At 39.2% G+C, this 26375-nt stretch carries 26 protein-coding genes; 18 read left to right on the forward strand and 8 right to left on the reverse strand.

What is annotated here, in order from left to right:
• The first annotated feature begins 141 nt into the window (after positions 1-141).
• On the forward strand, positions 142-1809 hold the full coding sequence (locus CVT07_RS07525) for an anaerobic C4-dicarboxylate transporter (RefSeq protein ID WP_107937364.1): 1668 nt from the start codon (positions 142-144) through the stop codon (positions 1807-1809).
• A 44-nt stretch (positions 1810-1853) separates the two neighbouring features.
• Here CVT07_RS07525 and flhB read toward each other — a convergent pair whose 3' ends face one another.
• Entirely contained in the window at positions 1854-2927 is a 1074-nt protein-coding gene (flhB, locus tag CVT07_RS07530) for a flagellar biosynthesis protein FlhB (protein ID WP_002942594.1), read from the reverse strand.
• A gap of 144 nt (positions 2928-3071) precedes the next feature.
• Between flhB and CVT07_RS07535 the strand changes: the two genes are divergently transcribed.
• The 3 genes from CVT07_RS07535 (at position 3072) to rpmA (ending at position 4725) form a co-directional block, all read left to right on the forward strand.
• Positions 3072-4034 (forward strand): hypothetical protein, encoded by a 963-nt coding sequence (locus tag CVT07_RS07535; RefSeq protein ID WP_107937362.1) that lies wholly within the window; start codon positions 3072-3074, stop codon positions 4032-4034.
• Positions 4035-4141: 107 nt separating this feature from the next.
• Positions 4142-4456 carry a 50S ribosomal protein L21 gene (rplU, locus tag CVT07_RS07540; protein WP_002942523.1) on the forward strand — a complete coding sequence of 105 codons (315 nt, stop codon included), beginning with the start codon at positions 4142-4144 and terminating at the stop codon, positions 4454-4456.
• 11 nt (positions 4457-4467) lie between these two features.
• The gene (gene rpmA / locus CVT07_RS07545; protein WP_002942569.1) at positions 4468-4725 is read left to right on the forward strand and encodes a 50S ribosomal protein L27; all 258 of its coding nucleotides are present in this window, start codon (positions 4468-4470) and stop codon (positions 4723-4725) included.
• A gap of 120 nt (positions 4726-4845) precedes the next feature.
• Here the strand turns inward: rpmA and uvrA are convergent, their stop codons facing one another.
• A complete protein-coding gene (gene uvrA, locus CVT07_RS07550; RefSeq protein WP_107937360.1) occupies positions 4846-7674 on the reverse strand; it encodes an excinuclease ABC subunit UvrA in 2829 nt (942 codons plus the stop codon).
• 173 nt (positions 7675-7847) lie between these two features.
• Here uvrA and CVT07_RS07555 point away from each other — a divergent pair, with 173 nt between their 5' ends.
• The 14 genes from CVT07_RS07555 (at position 7848) to CVT07_RS07620 (ending at position 19930) form a co-directional block, all read left to right on the forward strand.
• Complete coding sequence (locus CVT07_RS07555) at positions 7848-8132, forward strand: NADH-quinone oxidoreductase subunit I (RefSeq protein WP_002942606.1); 285 nt, start codon at positions 7848-7850, stop codon at positions 8130-8132.
• Between the two features lie 102 nt (positions 8133-8234).
• Positions 8235-8648, forward strand: coding sequence for a nucleoside-diphosphate kinase (gene ndk / locus CVT07_RS07560; RefSeq protein ID WP_107937358.1), 414 nt, complete (start codon positions 8235-8237; stop codon positions 8646-8648).
• A gap of 14 nt (positions 8649-8662) precedes the next feature.
• Positions 8663-9022 carry a hypothetical protein gene (locus CVT07_RS07565; protein ID WP_103571456.1) on the forward strand — a complete coding sequence of 120 codons (360 nt, stop codon included), beginning with the start codon at positions 8663-8665 and terminating at the stop codon, positions 9020-9022.
• 11 nt (positions 9023-9033) lie between these two features.
• On the forward strand, positions 9034-9180 hold the full coding sequence (gene rpmF, locus CVT07_RS07570; RefSeq protein WP_002942540.1) for a 50S ribosomal protein L32: 147 nt from the start codon (positions 9034-9036) through the stop codon (positions 9178-9180).
• Positions 9181-9183: 3 nt separating this feature from the next.
• Positions 9184-10173, forward strand: a complete 990-nt coding sequence (gene plsX, locus CVT07_RS07575; RefSeq protein ID WP_012001307.1) for a phosphate acyltransferase PlsX — start codon at positions 9184-9186, stop codon at positions 10171-10173.
• A gap of 3 nt (positions 10174-10176) precedes the next feature.
• Positions 10177-11181, forward strand: coding sequence for a beta-ketoacyl-ACP synthase III (locus CVT07_RS07580; protein WP_107937356.1), 1005 nt, complete (start codon positions 10177-10179; stop codon positions 11179-11181).
• A 197-nt stretch (positions 11182-11378) separates the two neighbouring features.
• On the forward strand, positions 11379-11978 hold the full coding sequence (locus tag CVT07_RS07585) for a peroxiredoxin (RefSeq protein WP_002942572.1): 600 nt from the start codon (positions 11379-11381) through the stop codon (positions 11976-11978).
• A gap of 122 nt (positions 11979-12100) precedes the next feature.
• Positions 12101-13183, forward strand: a complete 1083-nt coding sequence (locus tag CVT07_RS07590; RefSeq protein WP_107930677.1) for a PilZ domain-containing protein — start codon at positions 12101-12103, stop codon at positions 13181-13183.
• 8 nt (positions 13184-13191) lie between these two features.
• Entirely contained in the window at positions 13192-15480 is a 2289-nt protein-coding gene (locus CVT07_RS07595) for an ATP-binding protein (protein ID WP_107937354.1), read from the forward strand.
• Positions 15481-15539: 59 nt separating this feature from the next.
• A complete protein-coding gene (gene plsY / locus CVT07_RS07600; protein WP_107937352.1) occupies positions 15540-16151 on the forward strand; it encodes a glycerol-3-phosphate 1-O-acyltransferase PlsY in 612 nt (203 codons plus the stop codon).
• Positions 16148-16474, forward strand: coding sequence for a dihydroneopterin aldolase (locus tag CVT07_RS07605; protein WP_002942574.1), 327 nt, complete (start codon positions 16148-16150; stop codon positions 16472-16474). The genes plsY and CVT07_RS07605 overlap by 4 nt, the downstream gene beginning before the upstream one ends.
• A gap of 76 nt (positions 16475-16550) precedes the next feature.
• Entirely contained in the window at positions 16551-17222 is a 672-nt protein-coding gene (hsrA, locus tag CVT07_RS07610) for a homeostatic response regulator transcription factor HsrA (protein WP_002942555.1), read from the forward strand.
• A 38-nt stretch (positions 17223-17260) separates the two neighbouring features.
• Positions 17261-18478: a sensor histidine kinase gene (locus CVT07_RS07615; RefSeq protein ID WP_196375762.1), complete on the forward strand. Its 1218-nt coding sequence runs from the start codon at positions 17261-17263 to the stop codon at positions 18476-18478.
• 3 nt (positions 18479-18481) lie between these two features.
• Positions 18482-19930, forward strand: a complete 1449-nt coding sequence (locus tag CVT07_RS07620; protein ID WP_107937350.1) for a Ppx/GppA phosphatase family protein — start codon at positions 18482-18484, stop codon at positions 19928-19930.
• Positions 19931-20387: 457 nt separating this feature from the next.
• Here the strand turns inward: CVT07_RS07620 and CVT07_RS07625 are convergent, their stop codons facing one another.
• The 6 genes from CVT07_RS07625 to CVT07_RS07650 form a co-directional block, all read right to left on the reverse strand.
• A complete protein-coding gene (locus CVT07_RS07625; RefSeq protein ID WP_107937771.1) occupies positions 20388-21266 on the reverse strand; it encodes an excinuclease ABC subunit A in 879 nt (292 codons plus the stop codon).
• The gene (gene fliN / locus CVT07_RS07630) at positions 21263-21580 is read right to left on the reverse strand and encodes a flagellar motor switch protein FliN (protein WP_002942551.1); all 318 of its coding nucleotides are present in this window, start codon (positions 21578-21580) and stop codon (positions 21263-21265) included. The genes CVT07_RS07625 and fliN overlap by 4 nt, the downstream gene beginning before the upstream one ends.
• Positions 21577-21996: a chemotaxis protein CheX gene (locus CVT07_RS07635; RefSeq protein WP_002942548.1), complete on the reverse strand. Its 420-nt coding sequence runs from the start codon at positions 21994-21996 to the stop codon at positions 21577-21579. The genes fliN and CVT07_RS07635 overlap by 4 nt, the downstream gene beginning before the upstream one ends.
• A 77-nt stretch (positions 21997-22073) precedes the next feature.
• Positions 22074-22823 carry a tryptophan synthase subunit alpha gene (trpA, locus tag CVT07_RS07640; RefSeq protein ID WP_103650541.1) on the reverse strand — a complete coding sequence of 250 codons (750 nt, stop codon included), beginning with the start codon at positions 22821-22823 and terminating at the stop codon, positions 22074-22076.
• On the reverse strand, positions 22816-23997 hold the full coding sequence (gene trpB / locus CVT07_RS07645; RefSeq protein ID WP_107937769.1) for a tryptophan synthase subunit beta: 1182 nt from the start codon (positions 23995-23997) through the stop codon (positions 22816-22818). Before trpB ends, trpA begins: the two co-directional genes overlap by 8 nt.
• A gap of 15 nt (positions 23998-24012) precedes the next feature.
• On the reverse strand, positions 24013-26370 hold the full coding sequence (locus CVT07_RS07650; RefSeq protein WP_103650540.1) for an AAA family ATPase: 2358 nt from the start codon (positions 26368-26370) through the stop codon (positions 24013-24015).
• Positions 26371-26375 lie beyond the last annotated feature (5 nt).

A 26375-nucleotide genomic window follows, 5' to 3' on the forward strand; every position in this document is an offset into this window, starting at 1 on the left:
TTTAGACCAAAACCACCTAGCACAAGCTTTTATCTAATGCAAAACTCTCGCTTTTGTCAAATTAATCTTAAAATATAAGTTTAATCTCAATTCATAAGAGATATAATCAACATTAAATTTACATTTAACTTAGGAGGTTTCATGGATTTTCTCATGAATTTGAGTGAAGGCATGCAGTTTGCTATCCAGCTTCTCATCGTCCTTATCTGTTTGTTCTACGGAGCTAAAAAAGGCGGTATAGCGCTTGGTATGCTGGGCGGTATCGGTCTTGTAGTTCTCGTTTTTGGATTTAACATCGAACCTGGTAAGCCTGCCATCGATGTTATGCTAACCATCCTTGCTGTCGTTGTGGCAAGTGCTACACTTCAAGCTAGTGGCGGTCTTGACGTTATGCTTCAAATAGCAGAAACCATACTTAGAAAAAATCCAAAATATGTAAGTATCTTAGCTCCATTTGTAACATGTACGCTTACTATTTTATGCGGAACTGGACACGTTGTTTATACCGTGCTTCCTATCGTTTATGATATCGCTATCAAAAACGGCATCCGCCCAGAGCGTCCAATGGCTGCAAGCTCTATCGCTTCACAAATGGGTATCATCGCTAGCCCAGTTTCAGTCGCTGTTGTAACCCTTACTAGCTTTCTTATCAATGCTAAAACTCACTTAGCTGGCTTTGATGGATACTTGGACCTTTTAAAGATCACTATCCCATCAACATTTTGTGGCGTTCTGGCGATAGGAATTTTTAGTTGGTTTAGAGGCAAAGACCTTGATAAAGATGAAGTCTTTCAAGCAAAGCTTCAAGACCCTGAGTTTAAAAAATACGTTTATGGCGACAGCGCAACACTTCTAGGCAAAAAACTTCCTATGCACCAATGGGCTGCAATGTGGATATTTTTAGGATCTATCCTTGTAGTCGCACTTCTTGGATACTTTAAAGATCTTCGCCCAAGCTGGCCTACCTATAAAGACGCAACAGTCGTTCAAATAGTAGCAAACCTTCCAACTGAGCAAAAAGTCTTAAAAACCTTAAAAATAAAAGACGCCAGCATCCAAACTGAAGCTGCTGAGTTAAAAGTTTCAAACGACAAGCTAAACTCAAATCAAAAAGCTCAATCAGTCAAAATCATCGGCAAAGATGCAAATCAAACTCTTACTCGCACAGCTGATGGTGCAGTAACATATATAAATGAAAAAGGCGCAAAAGAGGAATTTCAAGGTGCTTATATCAACATAAGCAACAAACTAGCCTCTTCAAAGAGCCTAAGCATGGTTCATGTTATCCAAATTTTCATGCTTTTAACAGGTGCAATCATCTTGATATTCACTCCAACAGATGCTAGCAAGATCGGTAAAAACGAGATTTTTAGATCAGGTATGATCGCTCTTGTTGCGGTATTTGGTATCTCTTGGATGGCTGAGACAATGTTTGCAGTGCATACTCCGATGATGAAAGAAGCACTAGGTGGCATCGTAAAAGAACACCCTTGGACCTATGCGGTTATGCTACTTATCATCTCTAAATTTGTTAACTCTCAAGCTGCAGCTTTGGTTGCATTCGTGCCATTAGCACTAAACATCGACGTTAATCCTGCTGTAATCCTAGCCTTTGCACCAGCTTGCTATGGATACTACATCCTACCAACATACCCAAGCGACCTTGCGGCCATTCAGTTTGACAGAAGTGGTACAACGCACATTGGTAAATTTGTTATCAACCACAGCTTCATCTTCCCAGGCCTTATCGGCGTTATAGTCTCTTGTATATTTGGCTATATCTTCGCTACTGCGTTTGGCTATCTATAATAGATAAATTTCTTGCTACCTTTTGGTGGCAAGAAATTTCTTCATCAAAGTTTATCTTGAAATTTCTGCTTATTGCTCATATAAACAAAGCTTAGCACTTCAGCCACAGCCCTAAAAAGGTGCGCTGGTATCGTATCATCGACCTCACAAACCCTATAAAGCTCCCTTGCAAGAGGTGGATTTTCATAAATTTGCACCCCGTTTTCAACCGCTACCTTTTTTATCTGAAGCGCTAAGAAATCAACCCCTTTAGCAAGTATTATCGGCGCTTCGTCGCGGCTTTTGTCATATCTGATCGCCACGGCGTAGTGAGTTGGGTTTGTTATGACGACGTCAGCTTGTGGGATATTTTGCATCATTCGGCGCTTGGCCGCACGCATTTGCGCTTGGCGGATCCTGCCCTTAACCTGCGGATCACCCTCCATCTGCTTGTACTCGTCCTTGATCTCTTGCTTGCTCATGCGAAGGTCTTTAAAATACTGAAAACGCACGATAAGCAGGTCAGCAAGGCCGATCACAAAAAGTATAAAAAGCATGACGCTAACTAGGATGATGAGCTTCTCTTTTAGCCACGCAAGCTGGTCAAACATAGAAAAAAATAGCGTGTGAGGCAGCTCTTTTATAAACTGCAAGAAAAAGTAAAATCCAACTCCAAAGACGATGCTTACCTTAACGACGATCTTAACGCTCTCGATCGCCTTTTTCATAGAAAATAAATTTTTTAGCCCTTTTAGCGGATTTATCTTGCCAAAATTTGGCGTTATTGGCTTTGTGGTAAATATAAAGCCAAACTGCATTACATTTGCGATTATGCCGGCAACCGCGACGCAGATGCAAACTGGCAGGATCATCAAAAGCGCCCTGCCAAAGGTATTTACAACGATCATTTTTACCGTTGGTAAAGTCAGTGGCTGACCGATAAATTTAGAGTAGTAGATGTAAAGCGAGATGACCTGATCTTTCATAAAATTTAGCATCGCAAGCAGCACGCCAATAGCAATAACCAGGGTCACGAAGCCTGATAGATCCTGACTTTTGGGGACGTTGCCGTCCTTTTTGGCATCTTCTATCTTTTTGGGGGTCGCTTCTTCGGTTTTTTCCTGATCTTCGCCTGCCATCTTTGTCCTAAGCTCGCTTAAATTTGGGCGATTATAGCCAAAATGCGGTTAAACTATCCGCTAAATTTAAATTTTGCAATTCAAAAAAACTAAGCCATTTTAGGCGTTTTTGGCTAAAATTAGCAAAAATAAGGAGCATGCAAAATGTCATTTTTAGAAGGCTTGTTTAACATTTTTAGAGCCAAAAAACCACCAAAAAGCGACGAAGAACTACTTTTAGACGAGTATGCGATGATTTACGCTGAAATAAAAGAGAAAAATTTAAACGAATACGACTTTTTATGTGAGCTCATACGATTACTCTCTTTTTCAAGAGCTAGACGCTACGACTTTTGTCTTGAAAAGTGCCTAGCTGATGGCGACGCTGAGGCGCTAAATGATCTCATTTTTCAATACGCTAAGCTAAATTTACTCCCAGGATGCAGCGGTGGATATGATCAGTGCGAGAAGCTCATACCGGCATTTTTTGCTATCGCTTGTGGCGACACAGATAGTATGGCAAGCATCTTTCCAAAAGGCTTGCCACCTAGCAAAAACGGCTATAAATTTCTATGCGTTATGCATGATTTGCTCACGGCGATGCTTTGGCAAGATGAAAATTTACTCGCCCCTGCCCTAGAAAAAGCTCGCACTTTTGCAGAGTCCAAAAAGCCAGCAAATGAAAGAGAGGCGGTTAAATTTATGCTAGCCTTGCATGAAAAAGATACGGCTGCTATGAGCGAGCATTTGCAGAAATTTTGCTCCACTTTTGGCAGGACAGATGCACCAAAATTTGAAAAACGCCTCTACATCTTTGCGCACGGACTTCACGCTTTGGCGCGCTACTTTTTACCGCTTGAACTCTTTAAAGAGATAAAGCTACCAAAAAATGAAAATTTCAGTAAATTTTACGCAAAGAGGCTCTTTCAAAATGAAATTCCCAAGCCAAAACTTTATTTTACTTTTCCACCTGAGCTTGAACTGATAAATGTGATCTTAAGCGCACCAGTAACCAAAACGCTGATATATCAGCCACATTTGCCAAGTGACAAAACATTTTTCTTAGATCACACATCTATGATAAGAAATTTGGCTGATGAGATCATAAGATCAGGGGCATTAAAGTAGAATTTATAAACTTTTGGCTAATATTCACACCTTACAACCAACAAAGCTCCATAAATCTTTTGCAAAAAAGTGCTTTTTGGTCTTACCAAATTTTAGAAAGGTAGAGTATGTCAAAATACGCTATATTTAAGCACGGCGGTAAGCAATATCGTGTTAGCGAGGGCGAGTTCCTTAAGCTAGATCACTTTAGCGCTGAAGCTAAATCAACCGTTGAGATTACAGAAGTTTTAGCTGTAAATGACGGCGAAGTAAAGGTAGGTGCGCCATTTGTTAAGGGTGCAAAAGTTGTTCTTGAGGTCGTTAATGAAGGCAAAGACAAAAAAGTAGTTATCTACAAAAAACGCAGACGTAAAGACTCAAAACTAAAACGCGGCTTTAGAAGACAATTTACACGTGTAAAAGTCGTAAGTATCGCAGCTTAAGGAGATAAGATATGGCACACAAAAAAGGTCAAGGTTCAACCCAAAATAACCGTGATAGTATCGGACGCCGATTAGGTGTTAAGAAATTTGGTGGCGAGTTCGTTCGTGCTGGAAATATAATCATCCGCCAAAGAGGAACAGCAACTCACGCTGGAAATAACGTAGGTCTTGGCAAAGATCACACTATTTTTGCATTAGTCGATGGCTTTGTAAAATTTGAAAGACTTGATAAAAACAGAAAAAAAGTATCTGTTTATCCAGCTGCATAATCCCAGGGGCATTCGCCCCTTTTTCTTTTAAAATCACTTAGAATTTAACAAATTTAATTTATCTTACATACTTATATATAGCTTGGCATTTTAGACAAATACCAAACTACTAAATTTATTTTATTTAGCTTTTAACAAAGCAAGCTCTTGCGCTAGAAATTCCCCTGTGTAGCTGCCAGTTTTTTTGTAGTTTTTGGCTACCTCTTTGACGCTGCCGCACGCTATCACTTTACCGCCTTTTGCGCCGCCTTCTGGTCCCATATCTACGATATAGTCGCAGTTTTTGATGACATCCATATTATGCTCGATCACAAAGACTGAATTTCCAAGATCAACCAGGTGATTTAGCACCTTTACTAGTCTATCAACATCGGCAAAATGAAGCCCTGTGGTTGGCTCATCAAGGATGTAAAGCGTATTTCCAGTGTCGCTTCTGCTAAGCTCTTTTGCTAGCTTCACACGCTGCGCCTCGCCGCCACTAAGTGTGACTGCGTTTTGCCCAAGCGTGATGTAGCCAAGCCCCACGTCTTGCAATGTTGTAAGCTTTGAAGCGATCTTTGGCACAGCCTTAAAGAACTCAACCGCCTCATCTATGCTCATATTTAGCACTTCGGCGATATTTTTGCCTTTGTATAAAATTTCCAAGGTCTGAGCGTTATATCTAGCGCCATTACAAACGTCACAAACCACGTTTATATCAGGCAAAAAATGCATCTCGATCGTGATCTCGCCCTCGCCTTGACACTTCTCGCAGCGCCCACCCTTGACGTTAAAGCTAAAGCGCCCTATTTTATAGCCTCTAAGCTTGGCCTCTTTAGTCTGCGCAAACAAATTTCTTATCTCATCCATCACACCAGTGTATGTCGCTGGATTTGAGCGTGGGGTGCGGCCGATCGGGCTTTGATCAAGATATATGACCTTGTCTAAATTCTCAAGTCCGCTTAAATTTACCCCAGCTATTTTTTTCACTTTTTTAGCTCTATTTAGCTGCTCCTGCGCCTCTGGGAGCAAGGTCTGAAGCACTAGCGAGCTCTTGCCAGATCCTGAAACGCCAGTGATGCCAACAAGGTTTCTAAGCGGAAATTTAGCGGTTAAATTTGAGATATTATTGATATTTACATTTGAAATTTCAAGCCACTTCTCAGCCTTTCTATTTTTTTGATAGTCAATTTTTTTCTTACCATTTATGTATTGTGCAGTCTGAGTGTCTGAGCTTAAAAGCTCTTTTGCCGTGCCTGCAAAGACCACACTACCGCCAAATTTACCAGCTCCAGGGCCGATATCTACGATATAGTCAGCCTCCTCTATCGTCTTTTTATCATGCTCGACGACGATCACGGAGTTGCCTTTGGCTTGTAAATTTCTAAGCGTCTTTATGAGTTTTAACGTATCTCGCTCGTGCAGGCCTATGCTTGGCTCATCAAGCACATACATGACGCCACTTAGCCCGCTTCCTATCTGGCTCGCGATCCTGATACGCTGTGCCTCGCCACCGCTGATCGTCCTAGCATCGCGTCCAAGCGACAAATAGCCAAGCCCCACGTCATACAAAAAGAAAAGCCTCTCGTTGATCTCTTTTAAGATAGGCTTTGCGATCGCCTTGTCGTAGTCGCTAAGATAGGCAAAATTTTTCTCGTTTGAGAAAAATGCGGTGCAGTTTTCTATGCTCATATCTAAAATTTCACCAAGTCCAAGGCCAGCGACCTTGACTGCTAGACTTTGAGGCTTTAGTCTGTGGCCGTTACAAGCGTCACAAATTTTCTCACTCATATACTCGTCAAAGTCCTTATAATCCTTCAAAAGCCCGTGTGAAATTTTAACCACGCCATCAAATTTTCTAAGCAGTTTATTTCGCTTCCAAAAAAACGAAACTTCCTTGACGTTGCCGTATAAAACGAGCCTCTTTTCATCTTCGCTAAGCTCGTAATAGGGCTTTTTAATGTCGATCTCATTTTGCTCACAAAACGCAAGTAAAAATTTATAGTAATAGCTCATGTTATAGCCGTAAAGTAGCTTGATAGCGCCGTTTTCTATCGACTTTTCCTCATCAATGATCTTGCTCATATCTAGACTATATCTTATGCCAAGTCCGTCGCAGTGCTCGCAGGCACCCTTTGGTGAGTTGAAGCTAAAGCTTAGCGGCTCAAGTGGCGTAAATGAAATTTTGCAGTCAAAACAAGCCATGTGCTCGCTGTAATGTATAAAACTCTCTTTTAAGCCAAGCTCATCGGCATTTGCGATCTCTATCTCGACCTCACCAAAGCTCTCATTTAGCGCCTTCTCTACGTCGCTTGCTAGGCGCTCGTGATTTTGCTCGTCGATGGCGATCCTATCAACGATGACCTTTATCGTATGCTTTTTCGTTTTTGCAAGCTCGATCTCCTCGTCAAGCCTCACCACCACGCCATCTATCTGCGCCCTTACAAAGCCTTTTTGACGTAAATTTTCGATCAAGTCCGCCCATGTGCCCTTTTTCTCACGAACTAGCGGCGCATAGATGATCACTTTTGCGCCAAGTGGGAGCTTTGAAATTTCATTTATGATGTCGCTCGCACTCATTTTTGAGATAGGTTTGCCGCATTTATGGCAGTGCTGCACGCCAACCCTTGCGTATAAAAGCCTTAGATAATCATAAATTTCAGTGATCGTGCCAACCGTTGAGCGAGGATTTTTTGAAGTTGTCTTTTGATCGATCGCGATTGCAGGCGTTAAACCCTCGATCTTATCAACATCAGGCTTGCCCACACGGTCTAAAAACTGCCTAGCGTAGCTACTAAGGCTCTCCATATACCTGCGCTGCCCCTCAGCATAGAGCGTGTCAAAGGCTAGCGTGCTCTTGCCGCTGCCGCTAAGACCGGTAAAAACTACTAATTTATTTTTAGGAATTTCAAGGTTTAAATTTTTAAGATTGTGCTCTCGCGCGCCAGTTATTTTTATAGTATCATTCATTAAATTTATACGACCTTTTTAAAATTTTAATCTGTAAATTTAGTCTAAAAGTGATAAAAACTTTATAAAGTAGTTTAGAGAAATTAAGCGTGTTATGAAAATTTAAGAGTATATTTATATCATTTTCAGTTTTTTTTGATATTCTACGCCAAAATTTTATTTAAGGAGAAAAAATGTCTGTAAAAATAACCGATATATGCATAAGCTGTGGTTCATGCATCGATGAGTGTCCAGTTTCAGCTATTGTTGATGATAGCGACAACCCAACTGGAGCAGATACATACTATGTTTATTCAAACAAATGCGTTGAGTGCGTAGGTTACAACGACGAGCCAGCCTGTGCATCTGCCTGTCCAACTGATGGTTGTATCGTTTGGGACGCCGTAGTAGCAGGACAACCTTCACGTGATCAAATCGGCGCTGACGCTCGCACTGGCAGCACTCCAGTTATCCAATAAATTTACAAAATTTAGGCTCAAATTTGAGCCTATTTTATTTTTAAGCTTTATTTGATATAATTGCCAACTTCATTTAAATAACCTAAATTTTAAGGAAAATTTATGCAAAGAACACTTTCTATTATTAAGCCTGACGCTGTTAAGAAAAATGTTGTTGGAAAGATTATAGATAGATTTGAAAGCAATGGCTTAAGAATCGTAGCTGCAAAGAAAATCAAACTTAGCAAATGCGATGCAAAAGCATTTTATGCAGTTCATAAAGATAGACCTTTCTTCAACGATCTAGTTGATTTTATGGTAAGCGGACCAGTTGTAGTTATGGTTTTAGAGGGCGAAAATGCAGTTGCTAAAAACCGCGAGCTAATGGGCGCAACTAACCCAAAAGAAGCAGCTCCTGGTACTATTAGAGCTGATTTTGCTGATAGCATTGACGCAAACGCAGTTCACGGAAGTGACAGCCTAGAAAACGCTGTAAATGAGATAAATTTCTTCTTTGCTTCAAGAGAAATTTACTAATTTTGGACTAAAACTTGATTATTCCGTTTTCTAAAATAGCAAACAAAGAGATAAACTTTGAGCTAGTAAGAAACAATGATCTAATTTTTAGTGGAATTTTAAAAAGAAAAGACCCTTTTTTGGTAAAATGCCAAGGCACCATAAAGGGCGAGATAAAATATATTTGTGATCGATGCGGTGATGAATTTATGTTGCCTATCGATCAAGACGTAGAGCTAAATTTAAGTGACGGTGTCTATAAAGACAGAGAAAATGAGCTTAGCGATACGGTTGAATTTTTTGATGGCAATATTGATTTAAAAGAAGTTTTTGAAAGTGAGCTAGAAGCTTTTAAGAGCGATTATTTTTATTGTGAAAAATGTAAAAATTTATAAAGGAGAGTAAAATGGCAGTACCAAAGCGAAGAGTGAGTCATTCTCGTGCAGCAAAACGTAGAACACATTACAAAGTTACACTTCCAGTGCCTGTAAAAGACAAAGATGGTTCTTGGAAAATGCCTCACCGCATAAACAAAACAACAGGTGAATACTAAAATATGATTCGCATTGCTATTGATGCTATGGGTGGTGATTTTGGTGCAGAGCCTATAATATCTGGCGTTATCGAAGCACTGAAAGAGGCAGAATTTAAAGCTGTATTAGTTGGCGATAGCAATGCCATAAAACCACTCATCCCACAACCCTATTTAAAAAATATAGAATTTATAGAAGCTACCGAAGTCATCTCGATGTCAGACGGAGCCACAGACGCACTAAAAAGAAAAGATAGCACGATCTACAAAGCTGTTGAGCTTTTAAAAGAAAAAGAAGTCGATGCTGTCGTTTCTGCTGGTCACAGCGGTGCTACTATGAGTTTAGCTACGTTAAGAGTTGGTAGATTAAAAAATGTATCTCGTCCAGCGATCGCTACGCTTATGCCTAATTCAAAAGAGACAGCTACTTTGGTTTTGGACGTTGGTGCAAATGTTGATTGCAGAAGCGAACACTTATTTCAATTTGCCATAATGGGCGAAGCCTATGCAAAAGAAATTTTAGGCAGAAAAGAGCCAAAAGTAGGTCTTTTATCAAACGGCGAAGAAGAGAGCAAAGGCAATGAAGTCAGCAAAGAGGCTTTTAAACTAGTTTCTAGGCTTGATAGTTTCGTTGGCAATGCAGAGGGCAATCAAATTTTTGATGGCAGCATTGATGTCATGGTCTGCGACGGTTTTATGGGAAATATCCTACTAAAAACGAGCGAAGGTGTCGCTGATGCCATAGGCAAGATCATCAAAAAGCAAGTCAAAAAATCACCTCTTGCTATGGCTGGATCAGTGCTTATGAGAAAAGTTTTTAAAACTCTAAAAAAACAGGTTAGCTACGATGAGTATGGCGGTGCTCCGCTTCTTGGCGTAAATGGCTGCGTCATCATAAGCCACGGCAAAAGCAACTCAAAAGCTATAAAAAATGCAATCTTTCAAGCAATTAAATTTGCTAATTCAAATATAAATAAAGTTATAGAAGAAGAACTTTCACACTTTGCAAGGTAAAATATGCCAAAAGCTTCATTGATCTCCATTGCGTCATATGTCCCAGAAAAAATTTTAACAAATTTTGATTTTGAAAAAATGGTCGACACGAGCGATGAGTGGATAGTGAAGCGAACCGGTATAGAGCAAAGACATATCGCAACGACTGAGATAACAAGCGATCTTGGCACAAAAGCTGCCGAGCTAGCTATAAAGCGCTCGGGGCTTGAAAAATCACAAATCGATGCGGTAATCTGCGCTACGATATCTCCGGATCATCTTTGCATGCCTTCAACTGCCTGCAAGATAGCTTCAAATTTAGGCTTAAATTTTGGCATTACAGCTTTTGATATAAGTGCGGCTTGCACAGGTTTTATCTATCTTTTAGAGCTTGCAAATTCTCTTATCGTAAGTGGTGCTAAAAAAAATGTTTTGATCATAGGAGCTGAAAAACTAAGCTCGATAATCGACTACACAGATAGAAGCACATGCATACTTTTTGGTGACGGAGCTGGCGCTGCTGTGATAAGCGCTAGCGAAGAAAACGAGATCATCGACATCCACACTGCAAGCGATGGTAGACAGGCTGAGCTTTTGATAACTCCAGGATGTGGCAGTGCATTTCCAGCTAGCGATGAGACGCTAAAAAATAGACTAAATTTCATCCACATGAGCGGAAATGAGGTCTTTAAGATAGCGGTTCAAACGCTTAGTAAAAGTGTAATAGAAATTTTACACGCAAACAAAATGCAAAGCGAAGATATCGACTTTTTCATACCTCATCAAGCAAATATCAGGATAATAGACGCCGTAAAAAATAGGCTAAATTTCACTGACGAGCAGTGCGTTTTGACAGTTGCAAAATATGGCAACACAAGCTCTGCTTCGATCCCAATGGCGATAAATGATGCTTACGAGGATGGGTGCATCAAAAATGGCTCTGTTTTGCTTCTTGATGCATTTGGTGGTGGCTTTACTTGGGGTTCGGCGATACTAAAATTTGGCGGTAGAAATTTTAGCGATCTGTAATTAGCCGCTTCTATACCCAAAACTCTAAATTTAATAAATTTTCTACAACACCTTCTATAAATTTTTAAAAATTTCCATTCATTTTCAAATGCATATTAAAATTACAATGTTTTAAATTTCTAGATCTATTTAATTAGAATTTAAATTTTTATGGATATAATTTCGCAATCAATAAAATTTATTATTAAGGAGAAAATATGTTAGTAACAAAAAAAGCACCTGACTTTACAGCTGCAGCAGTTTTAGGAAACAATCAAATCGTAAATGATTTCAACCTTTACAAAAACATCGGCGAAAAGGGCGCTGTTGTCTTCTTCTATCCAATGGACTTTACATTTGTTTGCCCAAGCGAGATCATCGCATTTGATAAAAGATATGACGAGTTCAAGTCACGCGGTATCGAAGTTATCGCAGTTTCTTGCGACAACCAGTTCTCACACTTTGCATGGAAAGAGACTCCAGTAAATAAAGGCGGTATCGGCAAAGTTCGCTTCCCGATCGTAGCTGACATGACAAAATCAATCGCTCGCGGCTTTGACGTACTTCTAGAAGACGCTGGCGTAGCACTTCGCGGATCATTCCTACTTGACAAAGATGGCACAGTTCGCCACGCAGTTATAAACGACCTACCACTTGGCAGAAACATCGACGAGATGATCAGAATGGTAGATACTATGCTATTTACAAACGAGCACGGCGAAGTTTGCCCAGCTGGCTGGCACAAAGGTGATGCTGGTATGAAACCAAGCACAGAAGGCGTTGCTGACTACCTTTCACACAACGAAAGCAAACTATAATTATTCAAATTTCTAGGCAGCTTTGCCTAGAAATTTCCTCTCTACACAAATTTAAATATTTTTTTAATATAACTTTATATATGATAGCGATGTTTTAATAAATAACCTTTTTTGGAGACCCCATGGAGTTTAAGGGCAGGCAAGAACTTGTCGAAAATTGCGAGGATTGCATACTTGGTTTAAGAGCTAAATTTATAGATGAGGGCATCAAATTTTGCAGACAACTAACCCTTGTAGTGCCACACGAGCAGATGAAAATTTGCCTTGAGAGTATCTTTGACGCGCTACTCATCCAAAAGCCAAATGCCACACAAATTCGCGACGACTTAAACAGCCTAATACCAAAACTAAATGCAAAAGATGAGCTAGTAAATTTCTTGCTCTTAAATTTGACACTAAATTTTAGTCACGCCTGCGATGATGCAGTATATGTGGGCTATTTTGTAAATGCCGTCTCAAGGATGAAAGAAATTTTATATAACACGCAGGATCACCAAGAAGCCACAGTAAAAACGATGATCGATACTGGCTCATTTTTCTACGAAGATCCGATCAACACATTTACACGCATGAAAAATGCCAAAGTCCGCCCTGAGTTTTTAAATTTATACGACGGACTAAATATAAAATACGAAGCCGAAATTTTAGAGGTTAAAGAAGATAGCGTCGTTTTCCGCGTAGATATGATGCAAATTTTAGCCATGAAGCAAGATGGCAAGGGCTTTATCCTGCCAAACAGCTTCTTCTCAAAACAACTTCGCGCCGACATCATCGACTACAATATCGCCGATAAAAGCGTCACCCTTTCAAATTTCTCGCGCACAGCGACCATGCACGCAAACAAGAGAAAATTCCAGCGTGTCTTGCCAAACCGCTTTACCAAAATTTCTCTAAAAGGAGAGCAAGGCGAGCTTGTTGGCAGCCTTTATGACATCTCAGAGGGCGGCATGAGCATATTAAGCTCACAAGCTACAAATTTCAAAGACGGAGAAGAGTTAGAGGCAAATTTTGACATCTTGCTCTCACCAAATGAAGTAAAAAACGTCTCTTTAAAGCTAAAGCTAGTCACAGAGCTAGCATACAAGGGCTACATCAGATACTGCATGCAGCTAGTTGATGATGACAAAACGATAAAAGACTTCACGCAAAAGCGCGTCAAAGAGACACTTGACGAACTTCGCTCACGCATAAATTTATACGAATAAGGCAATTAGTGAAAACCATACAAGAAAATTTAAAACTTTTTTACATCGGACTAAAAGATAAAGAGCCATTTTTTTATAAAAACAAGGACCTAACCACTCACGCAGCCATCATTGGTATGACTGGTAGCGGCAAAACAGGCCTTGGTATCACGCTTTTAGAAGAAGCCTGCATAGACAACATCCCCTCTATCATCATCGATCCAAAGGGCGATATCACAAATTTAGCCCTCACCTTTCCGCAGATGAGGCCGGAGGATTTTTTACCTTATGTCGATGAAGCAGAAGCGGCCAATAAAGGTCAAAGTGTAGAGGAATTTGCCGCCGCTCAGGTCGAGCTTTGGAGAAACGGTATAGAGTCGAGCTTTCAAGACCTTGAACGAGTAAAAATTTTAAAAGATAGCGCTAGCTTTAATATCTACACGCCAAAAAGCTCAGCTGGCATAGGTGTGGCGCTACTTAGCGACTTTGCCTGCCCAAATATTAGTGACGATGAAATTTTTAGCAACTATATAAACTCGCTCGCAGCGTCGGTGCTATCGCTTATTGGCATGAGTTCTGAGGATATGAGCTCAAAAGAACAGCTGCTTATATCCACTATATTTGAGAGCAAATTTAAAGAGCAAAAAGACGTCACTATCGAAGAGCTTATCAATTTCATAGCAAATCCGCCGTTTAAAAAGATAGGCGTTTTTGACGTGGATACCTTCTATCCAAGCAGTGAGCGTCTAAAGCTTGCCATGAAGATAAACGCGCTCATCGCAAGCCCAAGCTTTAAGGGCTGGACACAGGGCGTTAGGCTTGAAATTTCAAAGATGCTTTTTGACGAAAACGGTAAAGCAAAGTGTAATATCTTTACGATCTCACATCTAAATGACGCTGAGAGGATGTTTTTTGCCACCCTTTTACTAAACGAGATCATCGCGTGGATGCGCGGAACAGAGGGCACTAGCTCACTTAGAGCGATCCTATATATGGATGAAATTTTTGGCTTCTTTCCGCCAAACGCAAATCCGCCGTCAAAAACGCCTATGCTCACACTCTTAAAACAAGCCCGTGCATTTGGTTTAGGCTGTGTTTTAAGCACGCAAAACCCAGTCGATCTTGACTACAAAGGCCTTAGCAACATCGGCACTTGGTTCATCGGCCGTCTCCAAACAGCGCAGGATAAAGCCCGCGTGATCGACGGACTAAGCGGCATCGCAGGCTCAAGCTTAGACAAAGCCTCGCTTGAAAATCTCATATCAAATTTAGCCAAAAGAAATTTCTTACTCAAAAATATAAATGAGGACGGCTTAAACGTCATCTCCACGCGCTGGGCACTTAGCTATCTAAAAGGCCCACTTAGCCGCGAGCAAATTTCAAATTTGATGAAAGATAAAAAAGAAAATTTAAGCAGCCAAGGTGTAGATAAAAGTGAGATGAAATTTAGCGCAAAACCTATCATCTCAAGTGCGATCACACAGCTTTACACTAACTCAAAAAGCCTTACGCCAAATTTGCTAGCAAGCGCAAAAGTGAGAATTTACGACACTAAAAAGGGCATAGACAGCGTTTGTGAGGTGAGCTACCTTTACGAGCTTAGTGAAAATGACAAAGAGCCAAACTGGAGCGAGGCTAGCGAAGGCATGCACGTTGATGCGAGCGAAAATGAACCAAGCGGCGCAAGCTTTGCAGCTGTGCCAAATTTCATAACGAGTGCTAAAAATTTTGACGCTTTAGAGAAAGATTTTAAAGAGTTTTTATATAGAAATTTCAAATTTAACACCTTTGAGGCGATGAGAATTTACTCAAAAGAAAACGAGTCAAAAGAGGAGTTTTTTATAAGGCTTCAGGATAAGTGCAATGAAATTTTAGAGGATCAAACTGCAAAGCTCACGACTAAATTTGAAAAAGAGCAAAAGAGCTTGCAAGATAAGCTAAGCAAAGCCCTTGCAAAGCTTGATAAAGAGCAAAAAGAGATGACCACAAGCGGCCTTGACGCAGCTATAAATATAGGCGCAAGCATATTTGGAGCGATATTTGGCAATAAGCTCTTATCTCGCCAAAACGCGGGCAAGATCGCCTCAAGCGCAAGAAGTGCAAACAAGGTCTTAAAAGAGCGAAGCGACGTTAAGCTTAGCGAGCAAAGTGTAAATGATATAAATTTGGCCATAAGCGAGCTCGAAGAGAAATTTACAAAAGAGTGCGACGCGCTAAAAGAGGCAAATGATGTTAAAAACATCACGATAAACGAAACGCAAATTTCACCAAAGAAAAGCGACATCTACGACGAAAAAATCGTGCTTTTGTGGAGATGATTTATAAAAAAATTAGTATTTTTTTAATATCATTTCTCTTTAAATTTAAAAGGTAAAATATGCAAAATTTAATACTTTATGCCGTTAGCTACCTGCTTGGTAGCATCCCATCAGGGCTCATACTAGCAAAAATTTTCGGACATGTTGATATAAAAAAAGAGGGCAGCAAAAGCATAGGCGCGACAAATGTTTTAAGGGTTTTAAAGCAAACAAACCCAAAACTCGCCAAAAAATTAGCCATTTTAACCGTAGTTTGTGACGTTTTAAAGGGCGTTTTGCCACTCATCATAGCCTCTTTGCTTGGAGCTAGCCAAAGTACGCTTTGGACGATGGCAGTTTTAAGCGTTGCGGGGCATTGTTTTTCTATATTTTTAGGCTTTCAAGGTGGCAAAGGCGTGGCAACCGGAGCTGGCGTACTCGCATTTTTCTTACCAGTTGAAATCATCATCGCTCTTGTCGTTTGGTTTTTGGTCGGTAAATTTTTAAAGATAAGCTCTCTAGCCTCGCTATGCGCGCTGATAGCTCTCATCGCATCAAGCTTTATCATCCACCCAGAGCTTGATGAAATTTACACTCACGCGCCGATACTTATCATCGCATTTTTGGTGGTTTATAAACACATACCAAATATCGTTCGCCTGCTTTCAGGCAAGGAGCAAAAAGTCGTATGAAAAGTGAAATAACAACGATCATTAAGGATTATAAATTTCAAACTGTTATCGGAATGTTTGACTTTGAGCGAGTTGCAAAGCAAGAGGTAAAAGTAAGCTTAGAATTTCGCTCAACTAGCTTGATTGATTATGTTTTGGTGGCGGATTTTATAAAAGAATTTTACAATGAGATGAAATTTCAAAGCGTAGAAGAGTCACTAGAAGCAACCTGCAAAGCGCTAAAAGAGAGGTTTAGCTCACTTACTAGCTTGGATATGGAGATTTTAAAAACCGAGATTTTACCAAATGCAATCGTCGGTGCAAAAATCAGCACTGTTTTTTAAAAATTTATTAAAGTATCTTGAAATATTTCTTAATTTATGATACAATCGACCATAAATTTTAGTTTAAGGAAAAGAAATGCGTATTTTAATAGTAGAAGACGAAGTAACGCTAAATAAGACGATTGCTGAGGGGTTGCAAGAGTTTGGTTATCAGACAGATAGCTCTGAAAATTTCAAAGACGCTGAGTACTACATCGGCATCAGAAACTACGACTTAGTTTTGACTGACTGGATGCTTCAAGATGGTGACGGCGTCGATCTTATAAACATTATAAAACATAAATCTCCACGCACTTCAGTTGTAGTTCTTTCTGCAAAAGACGACAAAGAGAGCGAGATAAAGGCACTTAGAGCTGGCGCTGATGACTACATCAAAAAACCATTTGATTTTGACATTTTAGTAGCCAGACTAGAGGCTAGACTACGCTTTGGTGGCACAAATATCATCAAGATAGACGAGCTTATCATCAACCCTGATGAAGAGAAGATTACATATCTTGGCCGCGACATCGAGCTAAAAGGCAAGCCATTTGAGGTACTAACTCACCTTGCAAGGCACTCAGATCAAATCGTATCTAAAGAGCAACTACTTGACGCTATCTGGGAAGAGCCAGAGCTCGTAACTCCAAACGTTATCGAGGTTGCTATCAACCAAATCCGCCAAAAAATGGACAAACCGCTAAATATTTCGACAATAGAAACTGTTAGAAGACGCGGATATAGATTTTGCTTTCCCAAAAAAGCTTAAGAAATAGATTTATACTGCAATTAGCATCTGGTGCGATGATGCTAATTGCCGTTGTTTCGGTGATGCTCTATCACTACATAAGAGTCACCGTTTTTCAAAGCGTAGTTAGTGAGCTAAACCAGCAAGCCACAGCTTACAAAAACAATCCACAAAATTTCAATCCTAACAATCTAAAAACTTTCACTATAGAAATCCCAAACAAAACTCTAGCCACCGTAAAAGCGGGCGAGCTTAAAGGCGAAAAGCCCTACCTTGTGATGCAAAAGATAAAAGATAAGAGTATAACCACTCTAACAACAAGGCTAGATGACAGTAGCTACTTAGTCCTAGAAAAAGAGACGACGCTTCAAAGCCAGATAGTCGAAGAAATTTTTATAGATATTATAATCGTAAACGTCACAGCGATACTTTTGGTGCTATTTTACGCACTATTTTTATCAAGAATGCTTTTAATACCTATAAAAATTTTAAGTCACAAGCTTACAAATTTAGATGAGAAATTTCTAAAAGAAATCGACATCAAAAGCCTGCCAGATGAGTTTTTGCCACTTGGTAATAGCATAAATAGGCTAATTACTCGCATACAAACTTTTGTCTTATACCAAAAAGAGCTCTTTGTAGGCGTTGCACACGAGCTAAAGACGCCACTTGCCGTCATGAAAACCAAAAACGAAGTGACACTTTTAAAACCACGCGAGAGCGAAAAATACATAGAAGCGCTAAAATCAAACAACGAAGCGATCAACGGCATGAACGCTATGATAGGCTCAGTTCTTGAGATAGGTCGTCAGGAGGGCGCGCAGTTTGAAGAGCCAGTAAATACCGACGTGATCGCATTTTTGAAAAAACTTGGCAAAAACTACGAAGTGCTCGCAAAAGGTGAAGAAAAAAATCTCACACTCGATCTAAAACCTGAAATTTTTAACCTAAACATCCAAACCAGCCTACTAACTCACATCGTGCAAAATTTCGTTCAAAATGCTATCAAATTTTCTCCAAAAAATAGCACGATTACGATTAGCTCAAGGCTTGAAAAGAGCAAATTTATCATCGAGGTTGCCGACGAGGGCGTGGGTATAGACGAGAGCAAGGATCTGTTTGCTCCATTTAAAAGATATGGCAACAAAGGTGGTGCTGGGCTTGGACTATTTCTCGCAAAAGGTGCAGCACAGGCACTTGGCGCTGAGATATCTATCAAAAATAGAGAGAACACAAACGGAGCAGTTGCAAGCCTCGTTTTAAATTTAAAAGGATAAAAAATGGCAAAGAGAACCGCAGTGATCGATCTTGGCTCAAATTCTATGCGCATGGCGATATTTGAGCGCACGTCACGCTTAGCATTTTTTATACTAGCTGAATACAAAACCAAAGTGCGTCTAGGCGAAGGAGGATATGGCTCAAACAACGAAATTTCAGAAGCTTCAATGCAAAAAGCGATCAAAGCTTTTAGCGAATTTGATAACATCATAAAAAGCTACAAATGCTCCAAAGTCCTATGTGTAGGCACTTCAGCGCTTAGAGATGCTCCAAACTCAGGCGTTTTGATCTCTCTTTTAAGAAAAAAACTTGGCATAAATTTAAAAGTCATTGACGGCAAAGAAGAGGCTACTTTTGGAGCGATAGCGGCTAAAAATTTGCTTCACGATCTAGCCGAGTGCGTCACTATCGACATCGGCGGAGGCTCGACCGAACTTGCTAGGATAAGCAACGGCAAGATAATAGATGTCCTCTCGCTTGATATAGGCACAGTGAGGCTAAAAGAGCTATTTTTTGATAAGAAAAATTTAAACAAACTACCTAAATTTCTGTCGCAGATCACAGCGCAGATAGATGAGCGATTTAAGTGTCCAAATTTAATAGCCATCGGCGGCTCTTTAAGAGCGATCTCATCAGCCATAATGAGCAAAAATTTATATCCGCTCTCATCACTACATGGCTTTTGCTACAAACTTAGCGACGAGCAAGCCTACATCGAGAGCATCGCAAACGTTAGCGTGCTTGAACTAAATAAATTCCCTATAAAAAAAGATAGATACGATACCATCAGAGAGGGCGCACATATATTTTTAGCCCTTGCCAAGGCGCTAAATGCCAAAAATGTCATCACAAGTGGCGTTGGCGTAAGAGAGGGCGTCTTTTTAAAAGACTTTTTGCGTCCAAGTCTTAAATTTCCAGAAAATTTTAACCCAAGCGTCAAAAGCCTACAAGATCGCTTCATCCTCTCTTGCAACAAAGCCGTGGCAAGATACGCAAAGGATATTTTTGTGGCGCTTAGAAAACTTCATGGGCTAAATGAGAGCTATCTTGAGACACTGCTAATTGCTGCAAAACTCCACAACGTCGGTCAAGAGATAGGCTTTTACGGCGATCACAAAAACTCAGCCTATATCATACTAAATGCCCTAAACTACGGCTTCTCACACGAGCAAAAGGCACTAATAGCTGCAGTCATCGGCACAAATGGCAAGAAAAATATTTATGAGTTTGAAAAGTATAAAAATTTACTACCAAAGGCTGAGTGTGTAAGGTGGCTAAGCTTCATCCTTGCGCTAGCCAAGGCACTTGATACAACCTGTGAGAAGCTAAATTTAAGCTTTGAGTTTAGCGGCCACACACTAAAAATAGAGGGCGCAAAAGAATTTGCCATGGCAAAAGAAGAGATAAAAAAGATCGCAAAACCTGAAATTTTTGCCATTTCGTTTGTGTAGGTCAAAAAGTTAGCGGTCAAATTTATAAATTTATTTTATAAAAATAAAAAAAAGGGGGGGATAAAGGCTTCTATTTTACTTTGTAGGCTCGCAATGCAAGTCAGATACGAAGTCCCCCCCCCACTCTTTTTATCCTTCAGCACACGTTCAAAGTATGCAATAGTGCCAAAGTGCCATGTTCTTAGTGTGAAACAAATTTTAAAATTTCATGAACGAGTAATTTCGGCTCTAAAATTTGAGCTAAGCTGTAAGCGAAGCCAAATTTTAGTAGTCAATTCTTATGAGTGAATGGAATTTTAAAATTTACGAAAGATCTTTATTAAATTTGTAAATTTGTTTTATCCAAAAGGTGACGAAAGGTCTCAAATTTTACTTCGCAGGCTAGCAACTTCGGCGGATACGAAGCCGCTTTTAAAATTTGCAAAAACACTCTTCTAAATTTAGTAGCGAAGCGGGACTAAAATTCCCCGCTCATTTTGTCTTTGTAGTTATTTAGGCTATTTTGACGCTCTTGCAAAAATGAGCCAAGTTTTTTCTTATTTTCTTCAAAAAATACCGCGAAGTCCTGTTCATTTTGGATCTTGTCCTCGCCAAAGCTATCAAGCATGACATTTGAGCTACCAACTATCACTAGATAGCGCCTATTTTCGTAGCTTAGAAGCATTAGTTTATTTGCGCGGTCAAGGTATTTTTCATAGATGATATTGACGCCGCTATTTTGATTTTTAAGCAGCCAGTTCATCGACTTTGTGTCGTTTTGTGGTTGATTTTGTGGTGTTTTGAACCCACTAAAATCACTACTTTTTGAAGTGATATATCTTTTAAAAACATATAAAAATATAAGAAGCGCGATGAGCACACTTAGGACGATGAAGTATCTTGAGTCTATATTAACCATAGGTTCATTTTCTGCCTTTGGCGTGCTAGTAGTCTCTATCTTTGCGCTAGCTTGAGGCATATTTTGCACCTGCGTTTTTGTGTTTTTTAGTGTTACGCGGATGCGAAGTCCGAAACTATCTGTTGTCTTTGAAGCATTTACGATGATCGCATCGTTTGAACGTAAATTTAAGACCAAAGAGTTTTGCTTTGGCTCAATATCTAGCTCTTGAATGATCTTTGAGTTTATGTCCTTGCTCGCGCTTTGATCGTAGCTTAGAGAATTTAGTATCAAAGAGGTCGTATCTTTTTCACGCTTTTGAAAGATGTTGCCCTCATACGGCGCATCAAAGCTAAGCATGATATCGACCCTGTCGGTGCGCTCATAGATGTTGTATGTTAGCAAGTTTGAGGCAAAGATCTGCGTAGCAAAAAGCACAAAAAATAGTATAAATTTCATAAAAGTTCTTTTTTGAAGTACTGAATAACTGACTTTGAGTCCAAAATTTCATTTATCCTGATGGCTAAATTTTTCTCATAAACCATTACTTCGCCTTTTCCAAAAATTCTATTATTTATATATAGCTCCACGCTCTCGCCAGCTGGTTTTTCGAGGTCTATGACCGAGCCAGCTTCAAATTTCAAAAGCTCATTTATGCTAACTGTGGTAGTTCCTAGCTCAGCTATAAAATCAACGCTTATATCCATAAGCTCATCATAGCTCTTAAAAAGCCCTAGCTGTTCTAGTGTCTCTATCGCACCTTCGTCGTTCATTGTATCTTGTAGCCTATTTGAAATGTTCTATTTTTTATCTTATATATAAATTTCTCTTTTAGCTTTATGCCAAAATTCTCAACCTCACCCAAAAATTCAGGCGTTCCGAGTTTATAAGCATTTGGCTCTTTTTCATTTAGCAGATTTTTAGCCTTGCCGATGATTTGATTAGCTATCTCTTTGCAAAGATCGTCCAGATCGCCACCATCAACATCTTCGTGACCAAAAAAGGCATTCATGAAAATTTTCAAAGTATCTTTTTTAAAAAATAGATAAAACTGATACTCGCTTTTGCCCTTATAAACTGGTATGCTAGCCCCGTAAAATCCTTTACCAAGGCTCTTGCCAAACTCTAAATCCAGCCCCAAAGTATCCTTGCAAAGATAGCTCGTGGCTTCATCTATAACTTTTCTCATATCTCTTCCTTAAGACTTGAAATGCGCGTTAATTATACTTTGGCTTTACTAAATTAGCTATAAATTTATTAAGCATTTTAAAAGAGTTTATCGACCTCTTTAACCAGCTCTTTTGCGCCAAATTTAGCGCAAAGCTTGACTATTTGCGTGCCTATGATCGCAGCGTCAGCATATTTTTTCACTTCACTAACATCATCTTTATTTTTGATGCCAAAGCCCACAGCCACTGGCAGATCGCTCTTTTTCTTAAGCTCTAGGACTAAATTTTTTATCCTATCCTCATCGGCTCTTTTTGAGCCGCTAACGCCGATAGCACCTAGCACGTAGATAAATCCTGAGCCAAATTTTAATATCTCATCCGCCCTGCTCCCAGACGTGACACTTATAAGTGGCACAAGGCATAAATTTAACTCCTTGCACTTTAGAGCAAACTCCTCACACTCCTCACAAGGCAGATCAGGCACGATAAAGCCGCTAACTCCAGCTTCACGCGATCTTTTTAGAAATTTATCCACGCCATAAGCAAAGATAATGTTGTAATAAACTAGAAAAACAAGTGGCTTTGTCACTTTTGCCTTGCAGCCCTCAAGCATATCAAAGACAACATCGGTATTTACGCCACTTTGAGCTGTCTCAAAGCTAGCTTGCGCGATGAGCTTGCCATCAGCCAGCGGGTCAGAGTATGGGATGCCGATCTCTAGCAGATCAAGCGTGCTCTCATCTAAATTTTCTAAAAATTCCTTTGTTTTTTCTAAGCTTGGATAACCAGCCACGATGTAGCCGATGTTTGCCTTTTTGCCGTTAAATGCGCTTTTTACCTTATCCATAAATTTTTCCTTTTTCATAGCCGATGACTGTGTTTATGTCCTTATCGCCCCTGCCTGAGATATTTACGACGATGACACTTTTTTTATCGAGTTTTGGGCAAAGCTTCTCCAGATACGCCACCGCATGTGCGCTCTCGATGGCTGGGATGATGCCCTCCATCTTGCTTAGAAAATACAAGGCATTTATGCACTCATCGTCGGTTACGGCCTCGTATCTTACCCTTTTGATATCGTTTAGGTGGGCATGCTCTGGGCCGATGCCTGGATAGTCAAGGCCTGCTGAGATGCTATGCACTGGCGAGATCATGCCGTACTCATCTTGCAAGACGGTCGTTTTCATGCCATGGATAATGCCGGTTTTGCCTTTGCTAAGCGTAGCTGCGTGATAAGGCGTATCTATGCCAAGGCCGCCAGCTTCTATACCTACTAAATTTACGCTCTCATCATCCAAAAACGCACTAAAAATGCCAATAGCATTACTGCCGCCACCAACGCAAGCGATGACGTAGTCGGCCTTTTTGCCGTAGTCTGCAAGCTGAGCTTTGGCTTCTGCGCCGATCACACTTTGAAAATCACGCACGATCTTTGGATATGGGTGTGGGCCAACGGCTGAGCCGATGACGTAAAATGCGCTCTCTATCTCATTTACCCACGCTTGTATGGCCGCCGTAGTCGCCTCTTTTAGCGTTTTTAAGCCATCTTCTACGCTCACCACTTTTGCGCCAAGAAGCTGCATGCGAAAGGCATTTAGCTGCTGTCTAGCCACGTCTGTAGCTCCCATATAGACGTCGCACTCTAAGCCCAAAAGCGCCGCCGCAGTCGCTGTTGCCACGCCGTGCTGACCAGCTCCAGTCTCAGCTAAAATTTTCCTTTTACCCATCTTTTTAGCAAGCAGCGCTTGAGCCAGCGCATTATTTATCTTATGCGCACCCGTGTGGTTTAGATCCTCTCTTTTTAGGTAAATTTCATGTCCATAGTGCTCGCTTAGGCGCTTTGCAAAAAAGAGCGGACTAGGCCTGCCAACGTAGTTTTTCAAAAGATCATCAAGCTCGTCTTTAAACTCTTTTGTCTTTGCGATGCTCTCATAAGCATTTTCTAGCTCATCAAGGGCAAACATCACCGTCTCAGGCACGAACTGCCCGCCAAATTTTCCAAAATACGCCTTACTATTCATTTTTATCCTTTACTTTTAATTTATTCTGTTGTTTGATATCCTACAATTTCCAACCCACTGCTCTATTTTTTCTACCTGTTCCTTTTGTAAATACTTTTGTAGGTGTGCTTTGTTTAGTAAGTACAGAAGAGAAAGGATATCTTTCGCAGTATTTTGTTTTTCACTTTCGCTAATGCACGAGAAAAAATCAAGAGTTTTTGTTTTATCCATTGCGTGACTTTCACCGTGTAAAACCAAACGATACATTAAATTTTCAAAATAAGCTTGTTGCTCTGGGCTTAGATTAGCCACTATTGTTTTGTCTCTTACGATATCTTCTATACCGCACTGATAATTAAATGTGCCAAAGGCTTCTAATACTTTTCTCATATTATTACCAATATTAGCATTTTCTGATACAGAATTATTTGCATAATCATAAATTCCATCCAAAAGATTTTTATATTCTGAATAATTTTTGCCAAAATCAACAAGCTTCTGGTCTTTGAGCTCTTTTTGCATAAAGATAACATCTTTTTTATTTTTACTTTCTCGTTCATCATAAAATTCTATTTTTGGCAAATTACTTATAATCTTTTGTATATCAAACGCACTCATCAAATCGTGAGTTAAAATTATCATCTTGCTTTTATTGCAACCAGTCATAATTTTATGAATTTGGTAATTTAAAAACGACATTATCCCAACTTTATTTTCGAAATCAAAGCTGGAAATCGGATCATCTATAACTATAAATTTTGGTTTTTTATAAAATTCCTCGCTATTTTCACCTTTGAAAATTTCGGTAAAAAAATAGCTTAATGCAATGGTGTTTCGCTCGCCAGTCGAAATGTTTTTGGCTTTTACTCTATTGCCATTTGATTTTAAGACATATTGTTTTTGATCATTCGGCTCACAAAGCTCTAACCTGCCTTCTTTAAAAAAAATATATTTTAGATATTCATTAATCTTATCTTGAGCTATATTTATCTGCTTATTTTGAGCATTTAGTTTTGAAATTTTACTAGTTATACACTCTAGTCGTTTATCATTATGCTCTCTGTTACTATCTAAAGTCTGCTTAGCTTTTAGCTTTTCTTTGTAATGATTAAAATCATCTTTTATCTCACAATAAGCTATTTGGTTGTTTAGTTTTTCAAGCTCTTGTTTTAGCTCATTTGCTCTAGCTTTTTGCGCCATAAAAGTTTGTCTTTTTTTCTCAAGCTGCTCTAAATTTTGATTTAATTCATCAACTAAGCTATCAAAATTTACATCTAAATTTAAGGCGATGAATGGATTTTGTATCTTTTGATTTAGTTTTTCAGTGACTTCAGTTTGGCAATTATCAATTTTCATTTTTATAGTATCAAATAAATCTTTATCTAGTTTATCCATATCTGGCAAATTTTTTAAACTATTTAGTGAATTTTGAATTTCCTGCTTCTTGTTTTCTAAATTCCTCTGATGGTTTCGTATGTTCGGATTAAAGACTGTTTCTAAGCTTGATAAAATTTCTTTTTTATATTCGTTTGTTAGTTTTTGAAAGCAATATGGACAAATATCTTTATCACTTTTCATTATATTTTTAGTTATTACATGATCTGCTTCTGCTATGGCTTGTTTTATTTCTTCTTCTTTTGGAGTTAATTGTTTTTGTTCTAATTGGTATAATAAAAGTTGTTTAATATCTTCAAAATTTAGCTGTTTTATCTCTTCTGTAAAATTTAAATTGCTTCGGATATCTTTGTAAGATTTGAATTTATCATCAAAGTTATTTTTCAGCTCATCTGTACTTACATCTGTTTCAAAATGATCTATGATATTTTTTGCTAATTCTATTGTTTTATTTTGTAAATTTCTATTTGTATTTCCTAGGATATTTTTCTCTCGTTCGGCAAAGTTACTCTTTAAATTTAATACTATATCATTTTCATATTTTTCAGGATTATCTGTATTTTGTTTATCATTATATTTTTGGAACTCTTCTTGATATTTAATTTGTCTTCCTTCTAATTTTTTGCTAATCCTTTTTGCTTTTTTAAGCTTCTTATCTATATTTGCCGCGTCTCCAAGTAAAACTATTGCGTCCAAACCATTATCTTTAATTTTAACTTTACTATTTACATATTCTTCATTAAATACAAAAATATTCTTTTTCTGATCTTCGTTTGTTAAATCTACTGCTGCGCCGCTTTTATCTATAATTTGACTCACAATAAGAAGTTGATTGTTTTGTTTGACGGCATCAAAAGCTTGCGAAATAGTGCTTTTACCGCTTCCATTTTTGCCATAGATTAAACAAAATCTATGGTACTCTTTCTCAAAAAAATTTAATTTTACTTCACCTTCAAAGCATTTTCCATGAATTTTTACGCCACAAAAATTACTAAACATTGTAT

Source organism: Campylobacter concisus (assembly GCF_003048875.2).
GTDB classification, from domain to species: domain Bacteria; phylum Campylobacterota; class Campylobacteria; order Campylobacterales; family Campylobacteraceae; genus Campylobacter_A; species Campylobacter_A concisus_AU.

Bases quoted from the DNA above. Each gene is read 5' to 3' on its own strand.
- rpmF (WP_002942540.1), top strand. From the start codon at position 9,034: ATGGCAGTACCAAAGCGAAGAGTGAGTCATTCTCGTGCAGCAAAACGT.
- CVT07_RS07650 (WP_103650540.1), bottom strand. From the start codon at position 26,370: ATGTTTAGTAATTTTTGTGGCGTAAAAATTCATGGAAAATGCTTTGAA.
- CVT07_RS07535 (WP_107937362.1), top strand. From the start codon at position 3,072: ATGTCATTTTTAGAAGGCTTGTTTAACATTTTTAGAGCCAAAAAACCA.
- hsrA (WP_002942555.1), top strand. From the start codon at position 16,551: ATGCGTATTTTAATAGTAGAAGACGAAGTAACGCTAAATAAGACGATT.
- trpA (WP_103650541.1), bottom strand. From the start codon at position 22,823: ATGGATAAGGTAAAAAGCGCATTTAACGGCAAAAAGGCAAACATCGGC.
- CVT07_RS07525 (WP_107937364.1), top strand. From the start codon at position 142: ATGGATTTTCTCATGAATTTGAGTGAAGGCATGCAGTTTGCTATCCAG.
- plsX (WP_012001307.1), top strand. From the start codon at position 9,184: ATGATTCGCATTGCTATTGATGCTATGGGTGGTGATTTTGGTGCAGAG.
- ndk (WP_107937358.1), top strand. From the start codon at position 8,235: ATGCAAAGAACACTTTCTATTATTAAGCCTGACGCTGTTAAGAAAAAT.
- CVT07_RS07585 (WP_002942572.1), top strand. From the start codon at position 11,379: ATGTTAGTAACAAAAAAAGCACCTGACTTTACAGCTGCAGCAGTTTTA.
- CVT07_RS07635 (WP_002942548.1), bottom strand. From the start codon at position 21,996: ATGAGAAAAGTTATAGATGAAGCCACGAGCTATCTTTGCAAGGATACT.
- CVT07_RS07590 (WP_107930677.1), top strand. From the start codon at position 12,101: ATGGAGTTTAAGGGCAGGCAAGAACTTGTCGAAAATTGCGAGGATTGC.
- flhB (WP_002942594.1), bottom strand. From the start codon at position 2,927: ATGGCAGGCGAAGATCAGGAAAAAACCGAAGAAGCGACCCCCAAAAAG.
- CVT07_RS07555 (WP_002942606.1), top strand. From the start codon at position 7,848: ATGTCTGTAAAAATAACCGATATATGCATAAGCTGTGGTTCATGCATC.
- plsY (WP_107937352.1), top strand. From the start codon at position 15,540: ATGCAAAATTTAATACTTTATGCCGTTAGCTACCTGCTTGGTAGCATC.
- CVT07_RS07625 (WP_107937771.1), bottom strand. From the start codon at position 21,266: ATGAAATTTATACTATTTTTTGTGCTTTTTGCTACGCAGATCTTTGCC.
- CVT07_RS07620 (WP_107937350.1), top strand. From the start codon at position 18,482: ATGGCAAAGAGAACCGCAGTGATCGATCTTGGCTCAAATTCTATGCGC.
- CVT07_RS07605 (WP_002942574.1), top strand. From the start codon at position 16,148: ATGAAAAGTGAAATAACAACGATCATTAAGGATTATAAATTTCAAACT.
- rplU (WP_002942523.1), top strand. From the start codon at position 4,142: ATGTCAAAATACGCTATATTTAAGCACGGCGGTAAGCAATATCGTGTT.
- CVT07_RS07580 (WP_107937356.1), top strand. From the start codon at position 10,177: ATGCCAAAAGCTTCATTGATCTCCATTGCGTCATATGTCCCAGAAAAA.
- fliN (WP_002942551.1), bottom strand. From the start codon at position 21,580: ATGAACGACGAAGGTGCGATAGAGACACTAGAACAGCTAGGGCTTTTT.
- CVT07_RS07615 (WP_196375762.1), top strand. From the start codon at position 17,261: ATGCTAATTGCCGTTGTTTCGGTGATGCTCTATCACTACATAAGAGTC.
- rpmA (WP_002942569.1), top strand. From the start codon at position 4,468: ATGGCACACAAAAAAGGTCAAGGTTCAACCCAAAATAACCGTGATAGT.
- trpB (WP_107937769.1), bottom strand. From the start codon at position 23,997: ATGAATAGTAAGGCGTATTTTGGAAAATTTGGCGGGCAGTTCGTGCCT.
- uvrA (WP_107937360.1), bottom strand. From the start codon at position 7,674: ATGAATGATACTATAAAAATAACTGGCGCGCGAGAGCACAATCTTAAA.